Annotated in this window: 15 protein-coding genes; 8 read left to right on the top strand and 7 right to left on the bottom strand. The window is 70.4% G+C overall.

The features are described 5' to 3' along the window. The first annotated feature begins 212 nt into the window (after window positions 1–212). The 3 genes from ABT123_RS33895 (at window position 213) to ABT123_RS33885 (ending at window position 5,041) form a co-directional block, all read left to right on the top strand. Window positions 213–1,409 carry an LCP family protein gene (locus ABT123_RS33895; RefSeq protein ID WP_502971142.1) on the top strand — a complete coding sequence of 399 codons (1,197 nt, stop codon included), beginning with the start codon at window positions 213–215 and terminating at the stop codon, window positions 1,407–1,409. A 161-nt stretch (window positions 1,410–1,570) separates the two neighbouring features. Next, window positions 1,571–3,322, top strand: a complete 1,752-nt coding sequence (locus tag ABT123_RS33890) for an LCP family protein (protein WP_351321808.1) — start codon at window positions 1,571–1,573, stop codon at window positions 3,320–3,322. A gap of 117 nt (window positions 3,323–3,439) precedes the next feature. Beyond that, a complete protein-coding gene (locus ABT123_RS33885; RefSeq protein WP_351321849.1) occupies window positions 3,440–5,041 on the top strand; it encodes an LCP family protein in 1,602 nt (533 codons plus the stop codon). A 73-nt stretch (window positions 5,042–5,114) separates the two neighbouring features. Here ABT123_RS33885 and ABT123_RS33880 read toward each other — a convergent pair whose 3' ends face one another. Beyond that, window positions 5,115–6,173 carry a glycosyltransferase family 2 protein gene (locus ABT123_RS33880; RefSeq protein WP_351321806.1) on the bottom strand — a complete coding sequence of 353 codons (1,059 nt, stop codon included), beginning with the start codon at window positions 6,171–6,173 and terminating at the stop codon, window positions 5,115–5,117. Between the two features lie 155 nt (window positions 6,174–6,328). On the opposite strand from ABT123_RS33880, the gene ABT123_RS33875 reads away from it, so the two are divergent. Then, complete coding sequence (locus tag ABT123_RS33875; RefSeq protein WP_502971141.1) at window positions 6,329–7,870, top strand: LCP family protein; 1,542 nt, start codon at window positions 6,329–6,331, stop codon at window positions 7,868–7,870. Window positions 7,871–7,890: 20 nt separating this feature from the next. On the opposite strand, the gene ABT123_RS33870 is transcribed toward ABT123_RS33875, so the two are convergent. Then, complete coding sequence (locus ABT123_RS33870; protein ID WP_351321804.1) at window positions 7,891–8,427, bottom strand: acyl-CoA thioesterase; 537 nt, start codon at window positions 8,425–8,427, stop codon at window positions 7,891–7,893. Between the two features lie 106 nt (window positions 8,428–8,533). Here ABT123_RS33870 and ABT123_RS33865 point away from each other — a divergent pair, with 106 nt between their 5' ends. Together ABT123_RS33865 and ABT123_RS33860 are read left to right on the top strand one after the other, a co-directional pair. Next, window positions 8,534–9,859 (top strand): LCP family protein, encoded by a 1,326-nt coding sequence (locus ABT123_RS33865; protein WP_351321802.1) that lies wholly within the window; start codon window positions 8,534–8,536, stop codon window positions 9,857–9,859. 115 nt (window positions 9,860–9,974) lie between these two features. Continuing rightward, a complete protein-coding gene (locus ABT123_RS33860) occupies window positions 9,975–11,249 on the top strand; it encodes an acyltransferase family protein (protein WP_351321800.1) in 1,275 nt (424 codons plus the stop codon). 67 nt (window positions 11,250–11,316) lie between these two features. Here ABT123_RS33860 and ABT123_RS33855 read toward each other — a convergent pair whose 3' ends face one another. The 4 genes from ABT123_RS33855 to ABT123_RS33840 all read right to left on the bottom strand — a co-directional run bounded on the left by ABT123_RS33855 (window position 11,317) and on the right by ABT123_RS33840 (window position 16,299). Further along, window positions 11,317–12,885, bottom strand: coding sequence for a hypothetical protein (locus ABT123_RS33855; RefSeq protein ID WP_351321798.1), 1,569 nt, complete (start codon window positions 12,883–12,885; stop codon window positions 11,317–11,319). 108 nt (window positions 12,886–12,993) lie between these two features. Further along, window positions 12,994–13,716, bottom strand: coding sequence for a polyprenol monophosphomannose synthase (locus ABT123_RS33850; protein ID WP_351321845.1), 723 nt, complete (start codon window positions 13,714–13,716; stop codon window positions 12,994–12,996). 109 nt (window positions 13,717–13,825) lie between these two features. Beyond that, window positions 13,826–14,908: a mannose-1-phosphate guanylyltransferase gene (manB, locus tag ABT123_RS33845; protein ID WP_351321796.1), complete on the bottom strand. Its 1,083-nt coding sequence runs from the start codon at window positions 14,906–14,908 to the stop codon at window positions 13,826–13,828. Window positions 14,909–15,144: 236 nt separating this feature from the next. After that, window positions 15,145–16,299 (bottom strand): acyl-CoA dehydrogenase, encoded by a 1,155-nt coding sequence (locus ABT123_RS33840; protein ID WP_351321794.1) that lies wholly within the window; start codon window positions 16,297–16,299, stop codon window positions 15,145–15,147. Between the two features lie 152 nt (window positions 16,300–16,451). Here ABT123_RS33840 and ABT123_RS33835 point away from each other — a divergent pair, with 152 nt between their 5' ends. Then, window positions 16,452–17,798: a UDP-glucose dehydrogenase family protein gene (locus ABT123_RS33835; protein ID WP_351321792.1), complete on the top strand. Its 1,347-nt coding sequence runs from the start codon at window positions 16,452–16,454 to the stop codon at window positions 17,796–17,798. Between the two features lie 16 nt (window positions 17,799–17,814). Here the strand turns inward: ABT123_RS33835 and ABT123_RS33830 are convergent, their stop codons facing one another. After that, window positions 17,815–18,318 carry a CGNR zinc finger domain-containing protein gene (locus tag ABT123_RS33830; RefSeq protein WP_351321790.1) on the bottom strand — a complete coding sequence of 168 codons (504 nt, stop codon included), beginning with the start codon at window positions 18,316–18,318 and terminating at the stop codon, window positions 17,815–17,817. Window positions 18,319–18,422: 104 nt separating this feature from the next. Between ABT123_RS33830 and ABT123_RS33825 the strand changes: the two genes are divergently transcribed. Beyond that, the gene (locus ABT123_RS33825) at window positions 18,423–18,806 is read left to right on the top strand and encodes a VOC family protein (protein ID WP_351321788.1); all 384 of its coding nucleotides are present in this window, start codon (window positions 18,423–18,425) and stop codon (window positions 18,804–18,806) included. Window positions 18,807–18,996: the final 190 nt, after the last annotated feature.

Below are 18,996 nucleotides of genomic sequence, written 5' to 3'. Positions count from 1 at the left end.
TGCGGGCGGCCGTCACCCACTCGCGTGACCGGCGGCCTCGGGGCGATTTGTCACCCACACGGCCCAGTGCGGGCCCCTGCCCCCGGGCCGCCCGAGCGGCCCGGGGGCAGGATCGAACGGAGGGGCACCTCCCCTCGGCCGCGCACCCGTGCGGCCGTCGCCGACGCGATACGTAGCAGTCAGTACGCGGTACGCGGTAAGGGACGGACCCAGTGACCGACAGGTGGGGCACACCCGGCGGGCGCCGACGCCGCCGCCGCGGAGGCATACCGGAGCCTCCGCGGCGCCGTCGGCGCCGGCTGCTGCGCTGGGTCGGCCTCGGGATGGTCCTGCTGGTCCTGGCCGGGGCGGCCACCGGTTGGTGGACGTACAACAAGCTCGACGGGAACATCACCGAGGACACCTCGACCACCGCCGAACTGGAGCGGTACGAGCGGGACCGGCCGGACCAGTTCGTGGGCGGGTCCCGGAACATCCTGCTGATCGGCTCGGACTCGCGCTCCGGCACGGACAACGCCCGGTACGGACAGGACGGCGGCACCCAGCGCTCGGACACCACGATCCTGCTGCATGTGGCGGCGGACCGGAACAGCGCGACGGCGGTGTCCATACCGAGGGATCTGATGGCGCAGATCCCGAGCTGCCTCAGGTCCGACGGGAGCCGCACCGGCGCCCGGTTCGCGCAGTTCAACTGGGCCTTCGAGTGGGGCGGCGCGGCCTGCACGATCCGCACCGTGGAGAAGCTGACCGGGATCCGCATCGACCACCACATGGTGGTGGACTTCCGCGGCTTCAAGAAGATGGTGGACGCGGTCGGCGGGGTGGAGATCTGCCTGAAGGAGCCGGTGCGCGACACCGAGGCCAAGCTCACACTGCCGGCCGGGCGGCAGATCCTGCACGGGGAGCAGGCCCTGGGCTTCGTCCGGGCCCGCTACAGCCTGGGCAACGGCAGCGACACCGAACGGATGGAGCGGCAGCAGCAGTTCCTCGGCTCACTGGTGAAGAAGGTGCAGAGCAACGGCGTCCTGCTGAACCCGGGCCGGCTCTATCCGCTGCTGGACGCGGCCACTTCCTCGATCACCACCGACCCGGGCCTGGCCTCGCTGCGCGGCCTGTACGAACTCGTACGCGGCATGCGGGACATACCTGCCGATAAGGTGCAGTTCCTGACAGTGCCCAGGAAGCCGTACGCCATCGACCCGAACCGGGACGAACTGGTACAGCCTGACGCAGGGCGGCTGTTCGGGCAGCTGCGGATGGACCGGCCGGTGACCATCACCCCGCCGGAATCCCCGACCCCGCCCCGGCCCGAGCCCCAGGCCCCGCCCCAGGTCCCGGGAACCGGCGCGAGCTCCACACCCGTCCCCACTTTCACCGGCACCACGGCCGGCGCCGCATCCTGCAGGTGACCGGCCGGTAAAGCAATGCCAAAAGCCGATGCCGGAACCGAGCAGGTTGGCTGGTTTGTCCAGTTATAAGGGGAGTGGAATTTGTCACCAGCATGGTTTGGAGCTGAACTGGCCGGATAGTGTGAGCGATCCGGTGCCACCGACGGAGGATTCGAGCGACCGTGGATGCACAAGGCCGTGGGCGGGCGGACGAAATCGATCCCGCAGACCAGTGGGTCCTCAACCCCCGCACCGGCAACTACGAACTGCGACTGGACCGTTCCGCACCGCAGCAACAGCAGCAGCGGCCGTCCGTCAGCGCCCCCCGCAAAGCCCCCGCGGCTCCCGCGGCCCCCGGCGGCGCGCCTGCCGCGCCGTCCCCTGCCGTCCCGGGTCCGCGGCGCGGTGACCTCCCGCCCGGCGGCGGGCGGCGCGGTGGCCGCAAACGCGGCAAGGGCGACGGCGGCAAGGGCCCCAAAGGCGGTGGCCGCAAGAAGAAGGTGCTCGTCATCACCGGCGCGACGCTGGCCTTCCTGCTGGTCGGCGGCTCCGTGGCGGGCTACCTCTACTACCAACACCTGAACGGCAACCTCGATGTCATCGACACCGCCGGCGCGGGCACCGGCGGTTTCAAGAAGGACCAGCCGATCAACATCCTGGTGATCGGCACCGACAAGCGCACCGGTGCCGGCAACGAGGGCTACGGCGACAAGAACAGCAAGGGCCACGCCGACACCACGATCCTCTTCCACGTCTCCAAGGACCGGACGAACGCGACCGCGGTGTCCATCCCGCGCGACCTGATCACCAACATCCCGGAGTGCCCGACCAAGCAGCCGGACGGTTCGGTGAAGACGATCCCCGGCGAGAAGGGCGTCCGCTTCAACACCAGCCTCGGGCAGGCGGGCCGCGACCCGGGCTGCACGATGCGTACGGTCAAGGAGCTCACGGGCATCGAGATCGACCACTTCATGATGGCCGACTTCAACGCGGTCAAGACGCTCAGCACGGCGGTCGGCGGCGTCCCGGTCTGCCTGGCCAAGCCGGTGGACGACGACAAGTCGAAGCTGAAGCTGTCGCAGGGCGAGCACCGGCTGTCCGGCGAGCAGGCCCTGGCCTTCGTACGGACCCGGCACGCCTTCGGCAACGAGAGCGACCTCGACCGGATCAAGACCCAGCAGCAGTTCCTGGGTTCGATGATGCGCGAGATGAAGTCCAAGGACACGCTGTCCAGCCCGAAGAAGCTGTTCTCCCTGGCGGAGGCGGCGACCAAGGCGCTGAGCGTGGACTCGGGCATAGGGTCCATCGGCAAGCTCACCGACCTCGGCCAGGAGCTGAAGGGCGTCAATCCCAAGAACGTCACCTTCACCACCCTTCCGGTGATCGACAACCCGGCCGAGAAGATCAAGGCGACGGTGGTGGTCAGCGAGAGCCAGGCCGAGCCGCTGCTGCAGATGATCCGCGAGGACGTCTCCCTCACCGAGGTCGAGCAGCAGGAGAAGGCGGCCAAGGACGCGGCCAAGGCCCAGCAGGAGGCACTGCTCCAGGGCAACCGCGCGCAGCCGGGGGATGTGCGCGTACAGGTCTTCAACGGCGGCGGCCCGTCGGGCTCGGCCTCCACCACCCTGGGCTGGCTGCAGAACAACAAGGGCGTGACGCGGGCCAGCAACGAGGGCAACGCGCCCGCGAAGCTGGACAAGACGACCCTGGAGTACGCACCCAACCAGGCCGACCAGGCCCGGGCGCTGGCGGACATGATGGGCCTGCCGGCCACTGCACTGAAGATCGGAACGGCGGACGCGGCCCCGAAGACCCCGATGAAGCTCACGCTGGGCGCGGACTTCAAGGGTGCGGGCATCCCGCTCACGGCACCGCAGAAGGTTCCGGAGGGCGTGCAGCGCGTCGAGGCGGACAAGGCCATCTGCGCGAAGTGATGGTTCGTCACGGGATGAACCGTCATAATCCCTGACGTATCAGGTCCTTTTCTTGGGGGGTATTGCGTGAGGCACAGCAACGTGCGGGGGGAGGGTGCGCCCTCCTCCGCCGACGGCATGGCCGACGGCGGAGGTTCCGGTGCGTCCGGCGCGATACCCGGCCCCCGGGGCAGCCGGGGCCGCGGGCCGGGCGGGCCGCCCGCCCGCCGGGGCCGGCGCGTGCTGCGCTGGGTCTCCTCGGTGCTGGCCCTGCTGATACTCGGGACGGCAGGCGCCGGCTACCTGTACTACCGCCACCTCAACGGCAGCATCCAGACGGACGCGCTGAACCTCGGCGACACCAAGCTGGGCGGGTCCAAGCCCAACGCCTTCGGGCAGACCCCGCTCAACATCCTCCTCATCGGTTCCGACGCCCGTGACGGCGACGAGAACAAGTCCCTCGGCGGGGGCCGGGACACCTTCGACGGACCGCCGCTCGCGGATGTGCAGATGCTGCTGCACCTGTCCGCCGACCGCAGCAACATGTCGGTGGTCTCGATGCCGCGCGACACCCTCCTCAAGATGCCGAAGTGCACCGAGCCGGGGGGCAAGGTGCACCAGGCCAGCAAGGGGCTCGTGCAGACCAACGAGTCGCTCCAGCGGGGCGGTCCGGGCTGCACGGTCGCCGCCTGGCAGGAACTCACCAAGATCCCCATCGATCACTTCATGATGATCGACTTCAAGGGTGTGGTGTCGATGGCCGACGCCATCGGCGGCGTCCCGGTCTGCGTCGAGCAGAACGTCCACTCGCGCACCAGGGAGGGCCACGGCTCCGGCCTGAAGCTGCCGAAGGGCGACAATGTCATCCAGGGCGAGGTGGCGCTGCAGTGGCTGCGCACCCGCTACGGCTTCGAGGACGGCACCGACATCGGCCGCACCCGCGCCCAGCACATGTACATGAACTCGCTGGCCCGCGAGTTCCGCAAGAACGCCAAGCTCAGCAATCCGGTGAAGCTCAACAGCCTGGCCCAGGCGGCCATCAAGGCCATGGTCGTGGACCCGGGCCTGAACAAGATCGACAAACTGTACGACCTGAGCATGGAGCTGAAGAAGGTCCCCACCGGCCGGATCACCATGACCACCATGCCGTGGATCCAGAGCCCGCGGGACGGCAACCGGGTGGAGCCCAAGCCGGGCGAGGCCGAGGAGCTGTTCCGGATGGTCCGCGAGGACATCGCGCTCGACGGCCAGGGCGGCACCCCGGCCGCCACCCCCGCCGCCTCTGCGGCGCCCTCCACGCCGCCGGTCACCGACCCGGCCGCGGCCCCCGGCAAGATCCCGGTCATGGTGCGCAACGCCACCGGCGGCAAGAGCACCCCGGAAGGCAAGGTCAAGCTACGGGCGAGCGAGGTGGCCACACTGCTGGCCGGCAAGGGCTTCACCAGGGCCATGGCGGACAACCAGCCGGCCGCCGAGGACACCACCGTGATCCGGTACGCGGGGCTGGACCAGGCGGGTGACGCGCTGGCCGTGGCCACCGCGATCGGCCTGCCGCCGGCCGCGGTGCAGCGGTCCACGGACGTTTCCGGGGTGACCCTGTTCGTGGGCAAGGACTGGCGCAGCGGTGCTGCGATCACCCCGCCGGCCCCGGCCCCCACCAAGGCCCCGGACTCGGCCCGCCCGCTCAACGGCGACGACGACAAGGCCTGCATGCGCATCCAGGAGGGCTTCACCTGGTAGCGGCCCGGCCGCGTACGTGAAAGGGGCCCGGCGGAGATCACTCCGCCGGGCCCCTTCGCGTATGTACGTACGACTACCGGGTCGCGGCCGGGTCCTGCGCTGATTCCGCCGGTACGGACGGCCGGCGGGAGGCGATGACCTTGCGCGCGAGCGAGCGCGGGCTGGTCAGGAAGCCCCAGCCCCAGGACATGTGCATGGTGGCCAGGGCGACCGGGATCTGCAGCCGGGCCTTGAGCGACAGCCCCTTGCCGGCCGGGACGGAGCCCGCGGTGATCGCCGCGAGGTAGCCGCCCGGGATCAGGAAGCCCCAGGGGGTCAGCACGGCGCCCGCGACCAGGCCGGCCGCGATCGCGCAGACGGCGACCGGCGGGGCGAGGTAGCGCAGGTTGATCGAGCCGGCGTGATAGCGGGCCACCACGTGCCGCCAGCGGCCGTAGTCCTTGTACTGCTTGGCGAGCGCCCGGACGGACGGCCGCGGGCGGTACTGGACCTTCAGCTCCGGCGAGAACCAGATCAGACCGCCGGCCTCACGGATCCGGAAGTTCAGCTCCCAGTCCTGGGCGCGGATGAACTCCACGTTGTAGCCGCCCTGCCGCTCCAGCGCCTCGCGCCGGAACACGCCCAGGTAGACGGTTTCGGCGGGGCCCGCCTGGCCACCGGTGTGGAAGGCCGCGTTGCCGACGCCGATCTTCGAGGTCATCGCGGCAGCGACGGCGTCCTCCCAGGCGTTCTCGCCCTCGGCGTGCATGATGCCGCCGACATTCTGCGCGCCGGTCTCGGCGAGCAGCCGGACGGCGGTGGCGATGTAGTTCGGGGAGAGCATGCCGTGCCCGTCGACGCGTACCACGATCGGGTGGCGCGAGGCCTTGATGGCGGCGTTGAGCGCGGCGGGGGTACGGCCGGTGGGGTTCGGGACGGTGCGGACACGCGCTCGGTCGTTGGACGCGGTCTCGCGTACGAGCTCGGCGGCGATTTCATCGGTACGGTCCGTGGACGGGCCGAGCGCGATCACCACCTCCATCTCGCCGTCGTAGTCCTGGCCCAGGATGTGCCGGACGGAGTCGCGGAGGTAACGCTCCTCGTTGAGCACCGGCATGATCACCGAGACTGCGGGCTGCTGCTGGGTGGGCATGTGGTCCTTCGAAGGGGGTCGGTATCGGTGTCACGTTACCGCGTACGGGGGAAACCGGTGCGCGCCGGACCGTCCATGACGGCCGTCGCTGATCGTATGGACCTACTGTTCCGATGAATCGATTGAATCGATCACGCCCCGCGGAGGTGTCCCTCGTGCCCCAGCCGCCGCACCGATCCCGAAGGCGCCCCGCCCCGCCCCGGCGTGCCCGGCGCGGGGCAGGCAGCGGGGCGGGCAGCGGGGCGGGCAGCAGGGTGGCCAGCGGGGCGGGCCGGGCAAGCCGGCGCGGGGACCGGCCGCGCTGGGGGCTGCGGCTGGCCGGGGCGCTGGCCGTCGCGGTGCTGGGCTCCGGGGCCATCGGGCACGCGGTGATGACCGGGCTGGAGACCGGGATCGAGCGGGTGGACCCGTTCAAGGACATGAAGAACCGCCCGGAGGCCGGGCACGGCATGAACGTCCTGCTGGTGGGCACCGACGGCCGGAAGAAGATCACCCGTGAGGAGCGGCGCGAGTACCGGCTGGGCGGCGCGCCCTGCCACTGCACCGACACGATCATGCTGGTGCACATCTCGGCCGACCGGGAGCGGGCCAGCGTGGTCAGCCTGCCCCGGGACAGCTATGCGGAGGTGCCCGCGCACCGGGACCCGGAGACCGGGAAGGCCCGCGCGGCCCATCCGGTGAAGCTCAACGCGGCGTATGCGGAGGGCGGTCCCCAGCTGACCGTACGGACCGTGGAGAACATGACCCGGGTGAAGATCGACCACTATCTGGAGGTCGACTTCACCAGCTTTATGAAGACGGTGGACGCGATGGGCGGCGTGGACATCTGCACCGCCAAGGCCATGCGGGACCCGTACACGGGGCTGGAGCTGCCGCCCGGCACGCACCGGCTGACCGGTGGGCAGGCCCTGCAGTACGTACGGTCCCGGCATGTGGACGGGGCCTCGGACCTGGGCCGGATGCAGCGTCAGCAGCGTTTCCTGGCCGCCCTGATCCGGCAGGCGACCGGCGGCGGGGTGCTGCTGAACCCGGTGAAGTTCAAACAGGTCAGCTCGACCCTGCTGAGCTCGGTGCGGGCGGACAAAGGCTTCGGCTCGGAGCAGATGCTGGCCCTGGGGCAGGCGATGCGGGACTTCAGCCCCGCCTCCTCGGAGTTCGCCTCGGTGCCGGTCGGGAACCCCTCGTACAAGGTGAAGGGCATCGGCTCCACGGTGAAGTGGGACCGGCCGAAGGCCGCCAAGCTGTTCCAGGCCCTCCGGGACGACCGCCCGCTGGCCCCGGACCGCCCGGGCCGCCCGGGGGCCGCGGGCGGCCGGCCGGTGGCGGTGCCGGTGGACGTGGCCCCGCAGCAGGTCCGGGTCCGGGTGGAGAACGGCACCCGGATCGACGGCCTGGGCGGCCGGGTGGACCAGGCCCTGCGGGCCACCGGCTTCAACACCACCCGGACCCCGGGCAACGCGGCCAGCCGCGAGATCAAGCGCACGGTGGTGGCCTACGACCCGCGCTGGGACCGCTCGGCGCGGAGCCTGGCAACGGCCCTGCCGGGCTCCGAGCTCCGCGCCGTCCGCGGCCTGGGCCGCACCCTGCTGGTCACGGCCGGATCGGACTACCGCAAGGTGGTCCCGGTCCGCGCCGAGGACCCGAAGCAGGGCGAATTCGGCGTGATGACGGGCGACCAGGTGCTCTGCAACAAATAACTCAGTCGTCAACAAATGACTCAGTCGTCGAAGCCCTCGGCGGCGCGGCGCTCGCGGAGCTCCTTGATGGCCCGGCGGCGGGCCAGCCGGTGGGTCCGGCGGATCTGGGCCTCCTGGTAGCGGCGCTTGTCCCGGTCGGTTTCGGGGAGCACCGGGGGCACGGTGCGGGGCTTGCCCTCGGCGTCGACGGCCGCGAAGACCAGGTAGGCGGTGCCGACCTGGGTGGCGGGGGTGGACTCGTTCCACCGCTCGGCGAGGACCCGTACGCCGATCTCCATCGAGGACCGGCCGGTCCAGTTGCACTGGGCCTTCACATGGACCAGGTCGCCGACCCGGACCGGCTCCAGGAAGACCATCTCGTCCATGGATGCCGTGACCGCCGGACCGCCCGAGTGGCGTCCGGCGACGGCGCCGGCGGCGTCGTCCACCAGCTTCATGATCACGCCGCCGTGCACCGTCCCGAGGAGGTTGGTGTCGTTGCCGGTCATGATGTGGCTGAGGGTGGTCCGCGAAGCGGAGGTCGGCTTGCCCGGAAGCTCACCCGGTATCTCTGTCATACGGCAACCATAAGTCGGTCGCGGATGCATCAGCTGTGCAACAGCACCGGTACGAAGAGGCACCCGGCCTGTCGGGCGACACGCCGGGCCAGGCATTCTTGTCCGCATGAATGACTGGCCCAGGGGGAACGACGGTCGCGGCGGCGACCGCGACGAGCGGTACGGCTACGGCAGCGCACAGGCGCAACCGGAAGGCGCCCGCCGGATGCCGCACGTGCAGCGCCCGCCTCAGCAGCGCCCGCCGCAGCAGCCTCCGCGTCCCGCCGCCGCCCCGCCGGCCGGCCCCGGCTACGGCGTCCCGCCGCAGCAGGCCCAGACCCACGACACCTTCGCCGGCTACGACAGCGGCTACAACACCGGGCAGGTCTACGGCACCCCCGCGGGCGGCGCCCCGGGCGGGCCCGCCGGCCCCGGCGGGCCGACCGGTCCGCAGGGACCCCGCCGGCCGGGCGCTCCGGCCCCGAACTGGGGCAAGCGGATCAAGATCGGCTCGATCGTGCTGGTCTCGGCGATCGTGGTGACCAGCATTGGCACGTACTTCTGGGCGGACTCCAAGGTGCGCCGGGAGGTGGACCTGTCGAAGGTCATCGAGCGGCCGAAGGACGACGACTGCACCACCTACCTGATCGTCGGCTCGGACAGCCGCGAAGGGCTGACCAAGGAGGACAAGAAGCGCCTCCACACCGGTTCGGCCGACGGCAAGCGGACCGACTCGATGATGGTCCTGGCGGCGTGCTCCGGCGGGAACTCAATGATCTCGCTGCCGCGTGACTCCGATGTGGAGATCCCGTCCTTCGTGGGCTCCGAGTCCGGCAAGACCTTCCCGGCCCGCGGGCGCACCAAGCTGAACGCGGCCTATGCGATGGACGGCCCCGAACTGCTGGTCCGTACCGTGGAGCACAACACCGGCCTGCGCATCGACCACTACGCGGAGATCGGCTTCGCCGGCTTCGCGAACATCGTGGACGCGCTCGGCGGTGTCGAGATGGACATCGAAAAGGCCTTCAAGGACGACAAGTCGGGCGCCGACTTCCAGGCCGGCAAGCAGACCCTGAACGGCGAGCAGGCCCTGGCCTTCGTCCGCACCCGGTACGCCTTCGCCGAGTCCGACCTGGCCCGCACCAAGAACCAGCAGAAGTTCCTGTCGGCCCTGGCGAGCCAGGCGGCGACACCGACCACCATCATCAACCCGTTCAAGATCTACCCGGTGATGGGCGCGGGCCTGGACACGCTGATCGTGGACAAGGATATGTCCCTGTTCGACCTCGGCGAGATGTTCTTCGCAATGAAGGGCATCAGCGGCGGCGACGGCACCTCGATGAACATCCCGGTCTCCGGCAGCCGCGGCGGCAACCTGGTCTGGGACAAGGCGAAGGTGCAGCAGCTGGTGAAGCAGATCCAGAACGACGAGAAGGTCACGGTCACTCAGTAGCCGCCGTGGCGTTCCCCGGTGAAACGTGAGATAGCACACTTCATCCGGCAGTGGTTGGACAGTGGGAGACCCCCTCGCAAAAACTGGGTGCTTCAACAGAGGGGGTTCCCCAGTCATGACCGACCGCAGTCGCGGTACCGGGCTGCGGTGGTCGTCACACGGCACCGTAGCTGAGCTCTTCACCGGCCGTCACAACAGCCTGGGCTTCATGAGGCTGTTCCTGGCCGGTGGTGTGGTGCTCTCGCACGCAGCCAGCCTCGGTTTCAACACCACCGAGTTCGGCCACGGCTTCAGCCGTGGCCAGACCGACATCGGAAAGCTGTCGGTCTACGCGTTCTTCATCCTGTCCGGCATCCTCGTCACCCGCAGCGGTGTCCGGCTGGGCCTCGGCCGCTTCCTGTGGCACCGCGCGCTGCGGCTGCTGCCCGGCCTGTGGGTGTGCATCCTCGTCTGCGCGTTCGTCCTGGCTCCGCTCCTGTACTGGCACCTGCACGGCAGCCTGAACGGGTTCATCGACCACGCCCAGGGCCCGTTCCAGTACGTGTGGCACAACGCGCACATCATCATCGTGCAGAAGGACATCTCGGGGGTCATGTCCTTCGGCAAGTCCCTGGGCCTCGGCACCTCGGAAACCTTCAACGGGCCGGTGTGGACCCTGCACTACGAGGTGATGTGCTACCTCGCGGTGGGCCTGCTCGCGGTCACCGGGGCGCTGAAGAAGTCCCGCCGGCTGATCCTGCTGATCACCGTCTTCCTGGGCTGGCGGGTGATCCGCGAGGCCATCGAGCACCGCTACTACACCGGCGCCGGACAGGCTTCGTTCTTCCGCGACTTCTCCGTGCCGGTCCTCGGCTACACGAGCACGAACTGGTACCTGTACCTCGGGTTCGCCTTCGCCCTCGGCACCGTCATCGAGCTCTACAAGGACCGCATCCCGGTCAACGACGTGCTCGGCATCGGCTCCATCGTGGTGCTCCTGCTCAGCCTGCGGTTCGGCTACCTGTTCGTGGTCGGCATCCCGGCCATGGCGTACGGACTGACGTACCTGGCGATCCGGCTGCCGAAGCCGTTCCAGCGGATCTGCTCCCGCAACGACTACTCGTACGGGATCTACATCTACGGCTGGGCCATGCAGATGACCCTGATCCTGCTCGGCGGGACCCGCTGGGGCTTCTGGCCGTTCCTGCTCCTGTCCTACGTGGCCGCAGGCGTGATGGCGTACCTGTCCTGGCACCTGGTGGAGAAGCGGGCCATGCGCTTCAAGGACCTGGGCAAGGACTGGACGTTCGGCCGCCGCCCGAAGGACGGGGCCGGGGACGGGGCCGGGGCCGTGCCGCCGGCTCCCGCCGCCGCGGAACCGGTGCCCGAACGGGTCGGCGCCACTTCCTGACCCGGATATGACAGGACCCCGGCTGCTCTCCGCAGCCGGGGTCCTGTCATATCCGTGGCATCCGGTCTCAGCCGACCACCTTGTACAGCACCATGCCGTTCGGACCGGTCTTGACCTTGCGCAGCGCCGGGTCGCCCGGCGGCAGGCCCTGGTCGGGCCAGCCCAGCACCCACTGCGCCCCGAACCGGTGCAGCGCGTCGAGCTTCTCCTGGCGGGGGGTGGACCGGTCGAAGTACCGCCGGGTGGCCTCGATGCGCTCGGGCTCGTCCGGCAGGAAGAAGTCCGGGTAGCCCGGCGCCACGGTGTAGAAGCCGTAACCGGGGATCTGCTGGCCGGTGTTCTGGTCGACCATGACCACATCGCCGTACCCGGCGTACTTGGTCATCCACTGATACCCGGGGATCGGCAGCCACGCCTTCTTGGTCAGTGTCTGCGGCATGGCCTCGCTGCGTACGACGAAACTGAGCGACGGGGCCTGCGCCCAGGAGCCGGCCAGCAGCCCGGCCGCCAGCACCACCGCGAAGCAGCGGCGGACGAACCGGCCACCGCCTTCGACCACGGCCAGGGCTGCCGCCAGCTGGGCCGGGATGATGGCGCCCGGCAGGGCCCGGCCCCAGGAGTAGTGCCCGGTCAGCCCGCCCACGGTGATCATCAGCGCGGCCAGCAGGAACCACCACACCAGCGGGTCGCGCCGGTTCCGGGCGAACCGGAAGGCCAGTGCGACCACGCCGATCAGCACATAGCCGAAGCGCATCCACCACTCGTCGTACAGCCCCCGGTGGATGTCCTCGAGGCCGCCGATGGTGAGCAGCGAGAAGAAGTTGTAGTACGGCCACAGGGCGAGCAGGGCCACCGCCGCGGCGAGCGCGGTGCCCAGCCGCAGCCATGTCTGCCGGGTCGGCCAGGGCCGGACGGAGATCAGCACGCCCATGGCGCCGAAGGTGATGACCACGCCGGTGAACTGGTGGCTGAGCATGATCAGCGCCCACAGCGCACCCAGGCCGGTCCAGGCCGCCCAGGACGTGGCGGTGTCCCGGCGCAGGGCCTTGGCCAGCAGGGCCAGGAAGTGGAAGCCGAGGCCGGTGGCGAAGGTGCTCGGGTACGAGATGTTCAGCGAGATGGAGGTGAAGCCGAGGAACCCGCTCCATATGAAGAAGGTCGGACCCCACAGCAGGATCAGCGTGAGCACGGCGAGCGGCGGCGCGGCCCGGTGCCGGCTGAGGCTGCGGGTGAGGTGCCAGATGCCGGTCAGCAGCAGGACGAGGCCGACGAGCGCGGCACCCCGCAGCACCATGAACCCGCTGAGCCCGCTCACCTTGGCGATGACTCCGAGGAGGACCATCCAGGGCGAGTTGTACGGGCTGGGCGTGTCGGCGGCGACCTGGGTGTTCCCGGGGTCGAGCAGGTCGTGGCGGAGCCGCTCGATGGTGGCCAGGTGCACGCCCATGTCGCCGATCCACGGCAGCCGGAGCACCATCAGCAGCAGGACGGCCGTGAGCAGGAGCACCGCGCCGTTGAGTGCGGGGACCAGGCGGTCCGCGAGGCGCGGTGGCCGCGTCGCAGGGTGGGAAGCGGCCTGCTCCGGGTCCGGGCGTCGGCCGGTCGGACGGGCGGAATGGTCAAGGGCGCTGGTCATGTATGGGGATACCCGAGTCCGGTCAAATGGGAAGCGGAAGGCCGTGACGGTGCGACAGGCTGCGCCCTGGGGCGGCCTGAAGCGCCGAGCGGCAGGGGGCGGCAGGGGTCAGCTGCGGGCGCGGGAACGGAGGCGGAGCTTCCACGGCATGACGACGGATTCCAGCTGGACGGCGAGGTTCATCTTGGACTCGCCGAGGGTGCGGTCCTCGAAGTGGATGGGCACCTCCAGCACGCCGCAGCCGCGGCTGAGGGCCGCGTACTTCATCTCCACCTGGAAGCTGTAGCCGGCGCTGCCGACGGAGCCGAGGTCGATGGCGCGCAGGGTGTCCGCGCTCCACAGGTTGAAGCCGCTGGTGATGTCGCGGATCCGGGAGCCGAGGATGGTGCCGGCATAGGCGTTCGCCCAGCGGGAGAGGAGCTTGCGGTGGGCGCCCCAGGCGTCGGAGAGGGTGCCGCCGGGGACGTACCGGCTGCCGACGACGAGGTCCGCGTTGGCGGCCAGGGCCACCCCCAGCATCTCGGCGATCTTCTCGGCCGGGTGGCTGCCGTCGGCGTCCATCTGCAGTACGTACTCGGCGCCCTGCTCGACGGCCAGGCTCATGCCGGCCGCGTAGGCGCGGCCCAGGCCGTCCTTCTCCGTGCGGTGCAGGACGCGGATGCGGGGGTTCGCCTCGTCCTCGTTGTAGCGCTCGGCGAGCTTCTCGGCGAGCTCGCCGGTGCCGTCGGGGCTGGAGTCGTCCACCACGAGGAGGCTCAGACCGGGCAGGTCGAGGTCCATCAGGGTCGCCGCCATGCCGGGCAGGTTGCCTGCCTCGTTGTACGTCGGCATCACGACGCAGAGCCGGGTGGCCGCCCAGGAGTCGGGCAGCCGGGCCGGTATGCCTGTCACAGGTGTTCCTCTTGCAGAAGTGGTCGGTCGGCGGGGCCCGGTACCGGGGTCAGCGGTCCGAGGAGAAGCGGATGGATGCGTCGGGCAGCACTGCCCCGCACCAGATCCGCACCCCGTCGCGGAGTTCGTTGTGTGCGCCTACCTGTGCGCCGTCCCCGATGACGGCAGCGTCCACGACCGTCTGTCGGCCCACCGTTGCGCCGGCACCGATCAGGCTGGAGGTGATACGGGCGTCCGCGGCGACGGTCGCGCCATCGAGAACCGTCGAGCCGTGGACGACGGCACCCGCTTCAATGCGGGCGCCGGCGCCCACCACGGTACCGCCCGAAACTGTGGCCCCGTCAGCGACCTGGGCACCGGGGAGGAGCAGAGCCTCTCCCCGAGGGCCGGGGACGGCGGCGGAGTCGACGACTCCGCGGACCAGGTCGGCCGACGCCTGCACGAAGGACTCGGGCTTGCCGAGGTCCAGCCAGTACGTGTCCTCGACCTGGCCGCGCAGGCGCGCCCCGGCGGCCAGCAGGCCCGGGAAGGTCTCCCGCTCGACGGAGACCGGCCGGCCGGCCGGGATCGTGTCGATGACGGACCGGCGGAACACGTAGCAGCCCGCGTTGATCTGGTCGGTGACGATCTCCTCGGGCGTCTGCGGCTTCTCGGTGAAGGCCAGCACCTGTCCGTCGGGGCCGGTCGGCACCAGGCCGAAGGCCCGCGGGTCGGCCACCCGTACCAGGTGGAGCGAGACGTCCGCCGCGGCCTGCTGGTGGGCGGCCACCAGCCCGGCGATGTCGAGACCGCTGAGGATGTCGCCGTTGAGCACCAGGACGGGCTCGTCGGGGCCGCAGGTGAGCCGCTCGGCGGCGTTGCGAATCGCTCCGCCGGTACCGAGCGGCTCGTCCTCGACGACGTACTCCAGGCGGACGCCAAAGCCGGTGCCGTCACCGAAGTAGGGCTCGAACACCTCCGCCAGGTAGCAGGTGGCCAGCACGATGTGTTCGACACCGGCCGCGGCGAGCCGGGCGATCTGGTGGGCGAGGAAGGGCACGCCCGCGGCGGGCACCATCGGCTTCGGCGTATTCACCGTCACCGGGCGCAGCCGAGTCCCCTGCCCGCCGACGAGCAGGATCGCTTCCTTCATCTTTCTCCCCAACCTGGCCGACCTGATGCGCGGTCTCATTTTAGGGTTCGAAGGACCCCGGTCCTTGCCGCCGTGCGACCCCGCACCACAAGGTGGAAGAGGCCAAAAGCCCTGAAAGGGTTCCGTATGTGACGACATGCACAGCGGGGGCTGCGAGTCCACGCGCTGGGCCTGCGCATGTGAACGGCCCCCGGCTGGTGCCGGGGGCCGTTCATGTACGCGCGAAACAAGCTGGGTTACGGCAGGTTGCGGGCCATGACGATGCGCTGGACCTGGTTCGTGCCTTCATAAATCTGAGTAATCTTCGCGTCGCGCATCATGCGCTCGACCGGGTAGTCGCGGGTGTAGCCGTAGCCGCCCAGGAGCTGGACCGCGTCCGTGGTGACCTCCATGGCCACGTCGGAGGCGAAGCACTTGGCGGCGGCGCCGAAGAAGGTGAGGTCGCTGTCGACGCGCTCGGACTTGGCGGCGGCCGAGTAGGTGAGCTGGCGGGCGGCCTCGATCTTCATGGCCATGTCGGCCAGCATGAACTGGATGCCCTGGAAGTCGGCGATCGGCTTGCCGAACTGCTTGCGCTCCTGGACGTAGCCCTTGGCGTAGTCCAGGGCGCCCTGGGCGATGCCGAGGGCCTGGGCCGCGATGGTGATGCGGGTGTGGTCCAGGGTCTTCATGGCGGTGGCGAAGCCGGTGCCCTCGGCGCCGATCATGCGGTCCGCGGGGATGCGGACGTTGTCGAGGTAGACCTCGCGGGTCGGGGAGCCCTTGATGCCGAGCTTCTTCTCCGGGGCGCCGAAGGAGACGCCCTCGTCCGACTTCTCGACGACGAAGGCGCTGATGCCCTTGGAGCGCTTCTCGGGGTCGGTCACGGCCATGACCGTGTAGTACTCGGAGACGCCGGCGTTGGTGATCCAGCGCTTCACGCCGTTGAGGACCCAAAAGTCGCCGTCGCGGACCGCGCGGGTCTTCATGCCGGCGGCGTCGGAGCCGGCGTCCGGCTCGGACAGGCAGTACGAGAACATGCCGTCACCCTTGGCCAGCGGGCCCAGGTACTTCTTCTTCAGGTCCTCGGAGCCGGAAAGGATCACCGGGAGCGAGCCGAGCTTGTTCACGGCCGGGATCAGGGAGGAGGAGGCGCAGACGCGGGCCACTTCCTCGATCACGATGACGGTGGCGAGGGCGTCCGCGCCGGCACCGCCGTAGGACTCGGGGACGTGGACGGCATGCAGGTCATTGGCGACCAGGGCGTCCAGGGCCTCCTGCGGGAACCGCGCCTCTTCGTCGACGGCGGCAGCGAACGGCGCGATCTTCGCCTCGCACAGCGCGCGAACCGACTCGCGGAGCATGTCGTGCTCCTCGGCAGGGCGGTAGAGGTCGAAGTCGGATCCTGCCAAAGCACTCACTCCCCATGCTAACTACCGTTAAGTAACCCAAGCCTAGGCCCGACTCACGGGTACGGGTACGGGCCGCACGCGTGAGATGTGTGACAACGGGCGCGACTATGCTCGGTGGCCGCACACCGCACCGCCACCCCTATGGAGTACCCATGGCCCCCAAGATCACTGTGATCGGCACTGGATACCTCGGCGCGACCCACGCCGCGGCCATGGCCGAGCTGGGCTTCGAGGTGCTCGGGCTGGACGTCGTACCGGAGAAGATCGAGATGCTGGCCGCCGGCCGGGTCCCGATGTACGAGCCGGGGCTGGAGGAACTGCTGGCCCGGCATGTGGCCGGACTGCCGGGATCGACCGGGCGGCTGCGGTTCACCATGGACTGGGCCGAGGTCGGGGACTTCGGTGATGTTCATTTTGTCTGCGTGAACACGCCGCAGAAGCACGGCGAGTACGCGTGCGACATGAGCTACGTCGACGCGGCGATGGAGTCGCTGGCTCCGCACCTGACCCGGCCGGCGCTGGTGGTGGGGAAGTCGACGGTGCCGGTGGGGTCCGCGGACCGGCTGGCGCGCCGGCTGGCCGAGCTGGCGCCGGCGGGCGCCGATGTCGAGCTGGCGTGGAACCCGGAGTTCCTGCGGGAGGGCTTCGCGGTGCAGGACACCCTGCACCCGGACCGGATCGTGGTGGGCGTGCGGGAGCCGGGCGGGAACGCCGAGAAGCAGCTGCGCGAGGTCTACGCGACGCCGGTCGGGGAGGGGTCGCCGCTGGTGGTGACCGACTTCCCGACGGCGGAGCTGGTCAAGACCGCGGCGAATTCGTTCCTGGCGACCAAGATTTCGTTCATCAACGCCATGGCCGAGGTGTGCGAGGCCGCGGGCGGTGATGTGGTGAAGCTGGCGGAGGCGATCGGGCACGACGAGCGGATCGGGTCGAAGTTCCTGCGGGCCGGCATCGGCTTCGGCGGCGGCTGCCTGCCGAAGGACATCCGGGCGTTCATGGCGCGGGCCGGCGAGCTGGGGGCCGACCAGGCGCTGACCTTCCTGCGCGAGGTCGACTCGATCAACATGCGGCGCCGCGGGCACATGGTGGAGCTGGCCCGGGAGGCGGTCGGCGGGTCGTTCCTGGGGAAGCGGGTGGCCGTGCTGGGCGCCACCTTCAAGCCGGACTCGGACGACGTACGGGATTCCCCGGCGCTGAACGTGGCCGGGCAGATCCATCTGCAGGGCGGCCAGGTGACGGTGTACGACCCCAAGGGGATGGAGAACGCGCGGCGGGTGTTCCCCACGCTGGCGTACGCGGAGTCCGCGCGGGCGGCGGTCGAGGGCGCGGACGTGGTGCTGCACCTGACCGAGTGGCGCGAGTTCCGCGAGCTCGACCCGGCGGAGCTGGGCACTGCGGTCGCGGACCGGCTGATCCTGGACGGCCGCAATGCGCTGGACGCGGAGGCGTGGCGGGCGGCGGGCTGGACCTACCGGGCGATGGGTCGGCCGCGGGCCTGAGCCCTGAGCGGAGCCGCTACTCGCCGCGGGAGCGGTACGTGCGCATCTTGGCGCGGGCTCCGCAGACCGACATCGAGCACCAGCGGCCCCGGGCGGCCGGGCTGCGGTCGTAGTACGCCCACTGGCAGTCCTCGGCCGCGCAGGCCTTGAGGCGGGGCCAGGTTCCGGCGGCGACCCCCTCCGCGAGGGCCGCGGCGATACGGTCGGCCAGCCCGCCGCCGGCCACCAGTGTGGCCGCGCCCTCGGCGTCGACGCGGACGGTGAGCGGTGCCGCGGCCAGCAGCCGGTTCAGGGTGTCCAGGGCGCCGCCGGCCGAGGCGGGGGCGTGGTGGCCCGCATGGGCGAGCAGGGCCGCGCGCAGGGCCTCGCGGAGCTCGACCGCCTCGGCGAGGGCGGGGCCGGACAGGCCGAACTGCGCCGCCAGGCGGTCCACGCCGGTGTCCACGCTCAGCGTGTTGACCAGTTCCTCCACCAGCGCGAGGCCTCCGGGGGCCGGTGCGCGTCCGCCGCTCGTGCTCATGTCTGCGACGTTACCTCTTGGATTCGTGAAGCGGTAACGCGTAGGGTGGTGGTTACTGGTAGAGGCTGTTTGTTGGTAACCATCAGAACGTGAAGGAGTGCGTCATGGCTGTCGCCAAGCTCGGAGCCGTCGTCCTCGACTGTCCCGACCCCCTTGCTCTCGCCACCTTCTACGCCGGGCTGTTGGGTGGCACGCCGGTCTCGGATTCGGACTCCGACTCGGAGGGGCAGAGCTCCTGGGTGGACCTGGAGGGGCACGGCGGTACGCCGCTGGCCTTCCAGAAGGCGCCGGGGCACGTCCCGCCGCGGTGGCCTTCCGCCGAGGCCTCGCAGCAGTTCCACCTGGATCTGGTGGTGGAGGACCTGGATGCGGCGGAGGAGCGGATTCTGGCGTTGGGGGCGAAGGTGTTGGATGCGGAGGATCGGGGGCGGAACTGGCGGGTGTATGCGGATCCGGCGGGGCATCCGGTCTGCCTTTGCGCCTCTTAGGCGCGGCTGGCGGGTGGTCCGGCCCGGCACCCCGGTCGCCGGGGCTACGCCGCCGGGCCCCGGCGGGGGGGGCGGCGTCGGGGGCGGGGGTCCGCTGCGCGGGGCCATTCCCCCACCCCGCCCCTTCCCGAAACCGGGGCTCCGCCCCGGACCCCGCCTGGGTGCCCGGGCTTCGCCCGGCACCCCCGCT

The sequence above is a fragment of the Streptomyces sp. NPDC002054 genome, assembly GCF_040296685.1.
In the GTDB taxonomy this organism is placed as follows: domain Bacteria; phylum Actinomycetota; class Actinomycetes; order Streptomycetales; family Streptomycetaceae; genus Streptomyces.
Note: the sequence above shows the minus strand (reverse complement) of the source record. Positions and strands in the feature narration are given on the sequence as shown.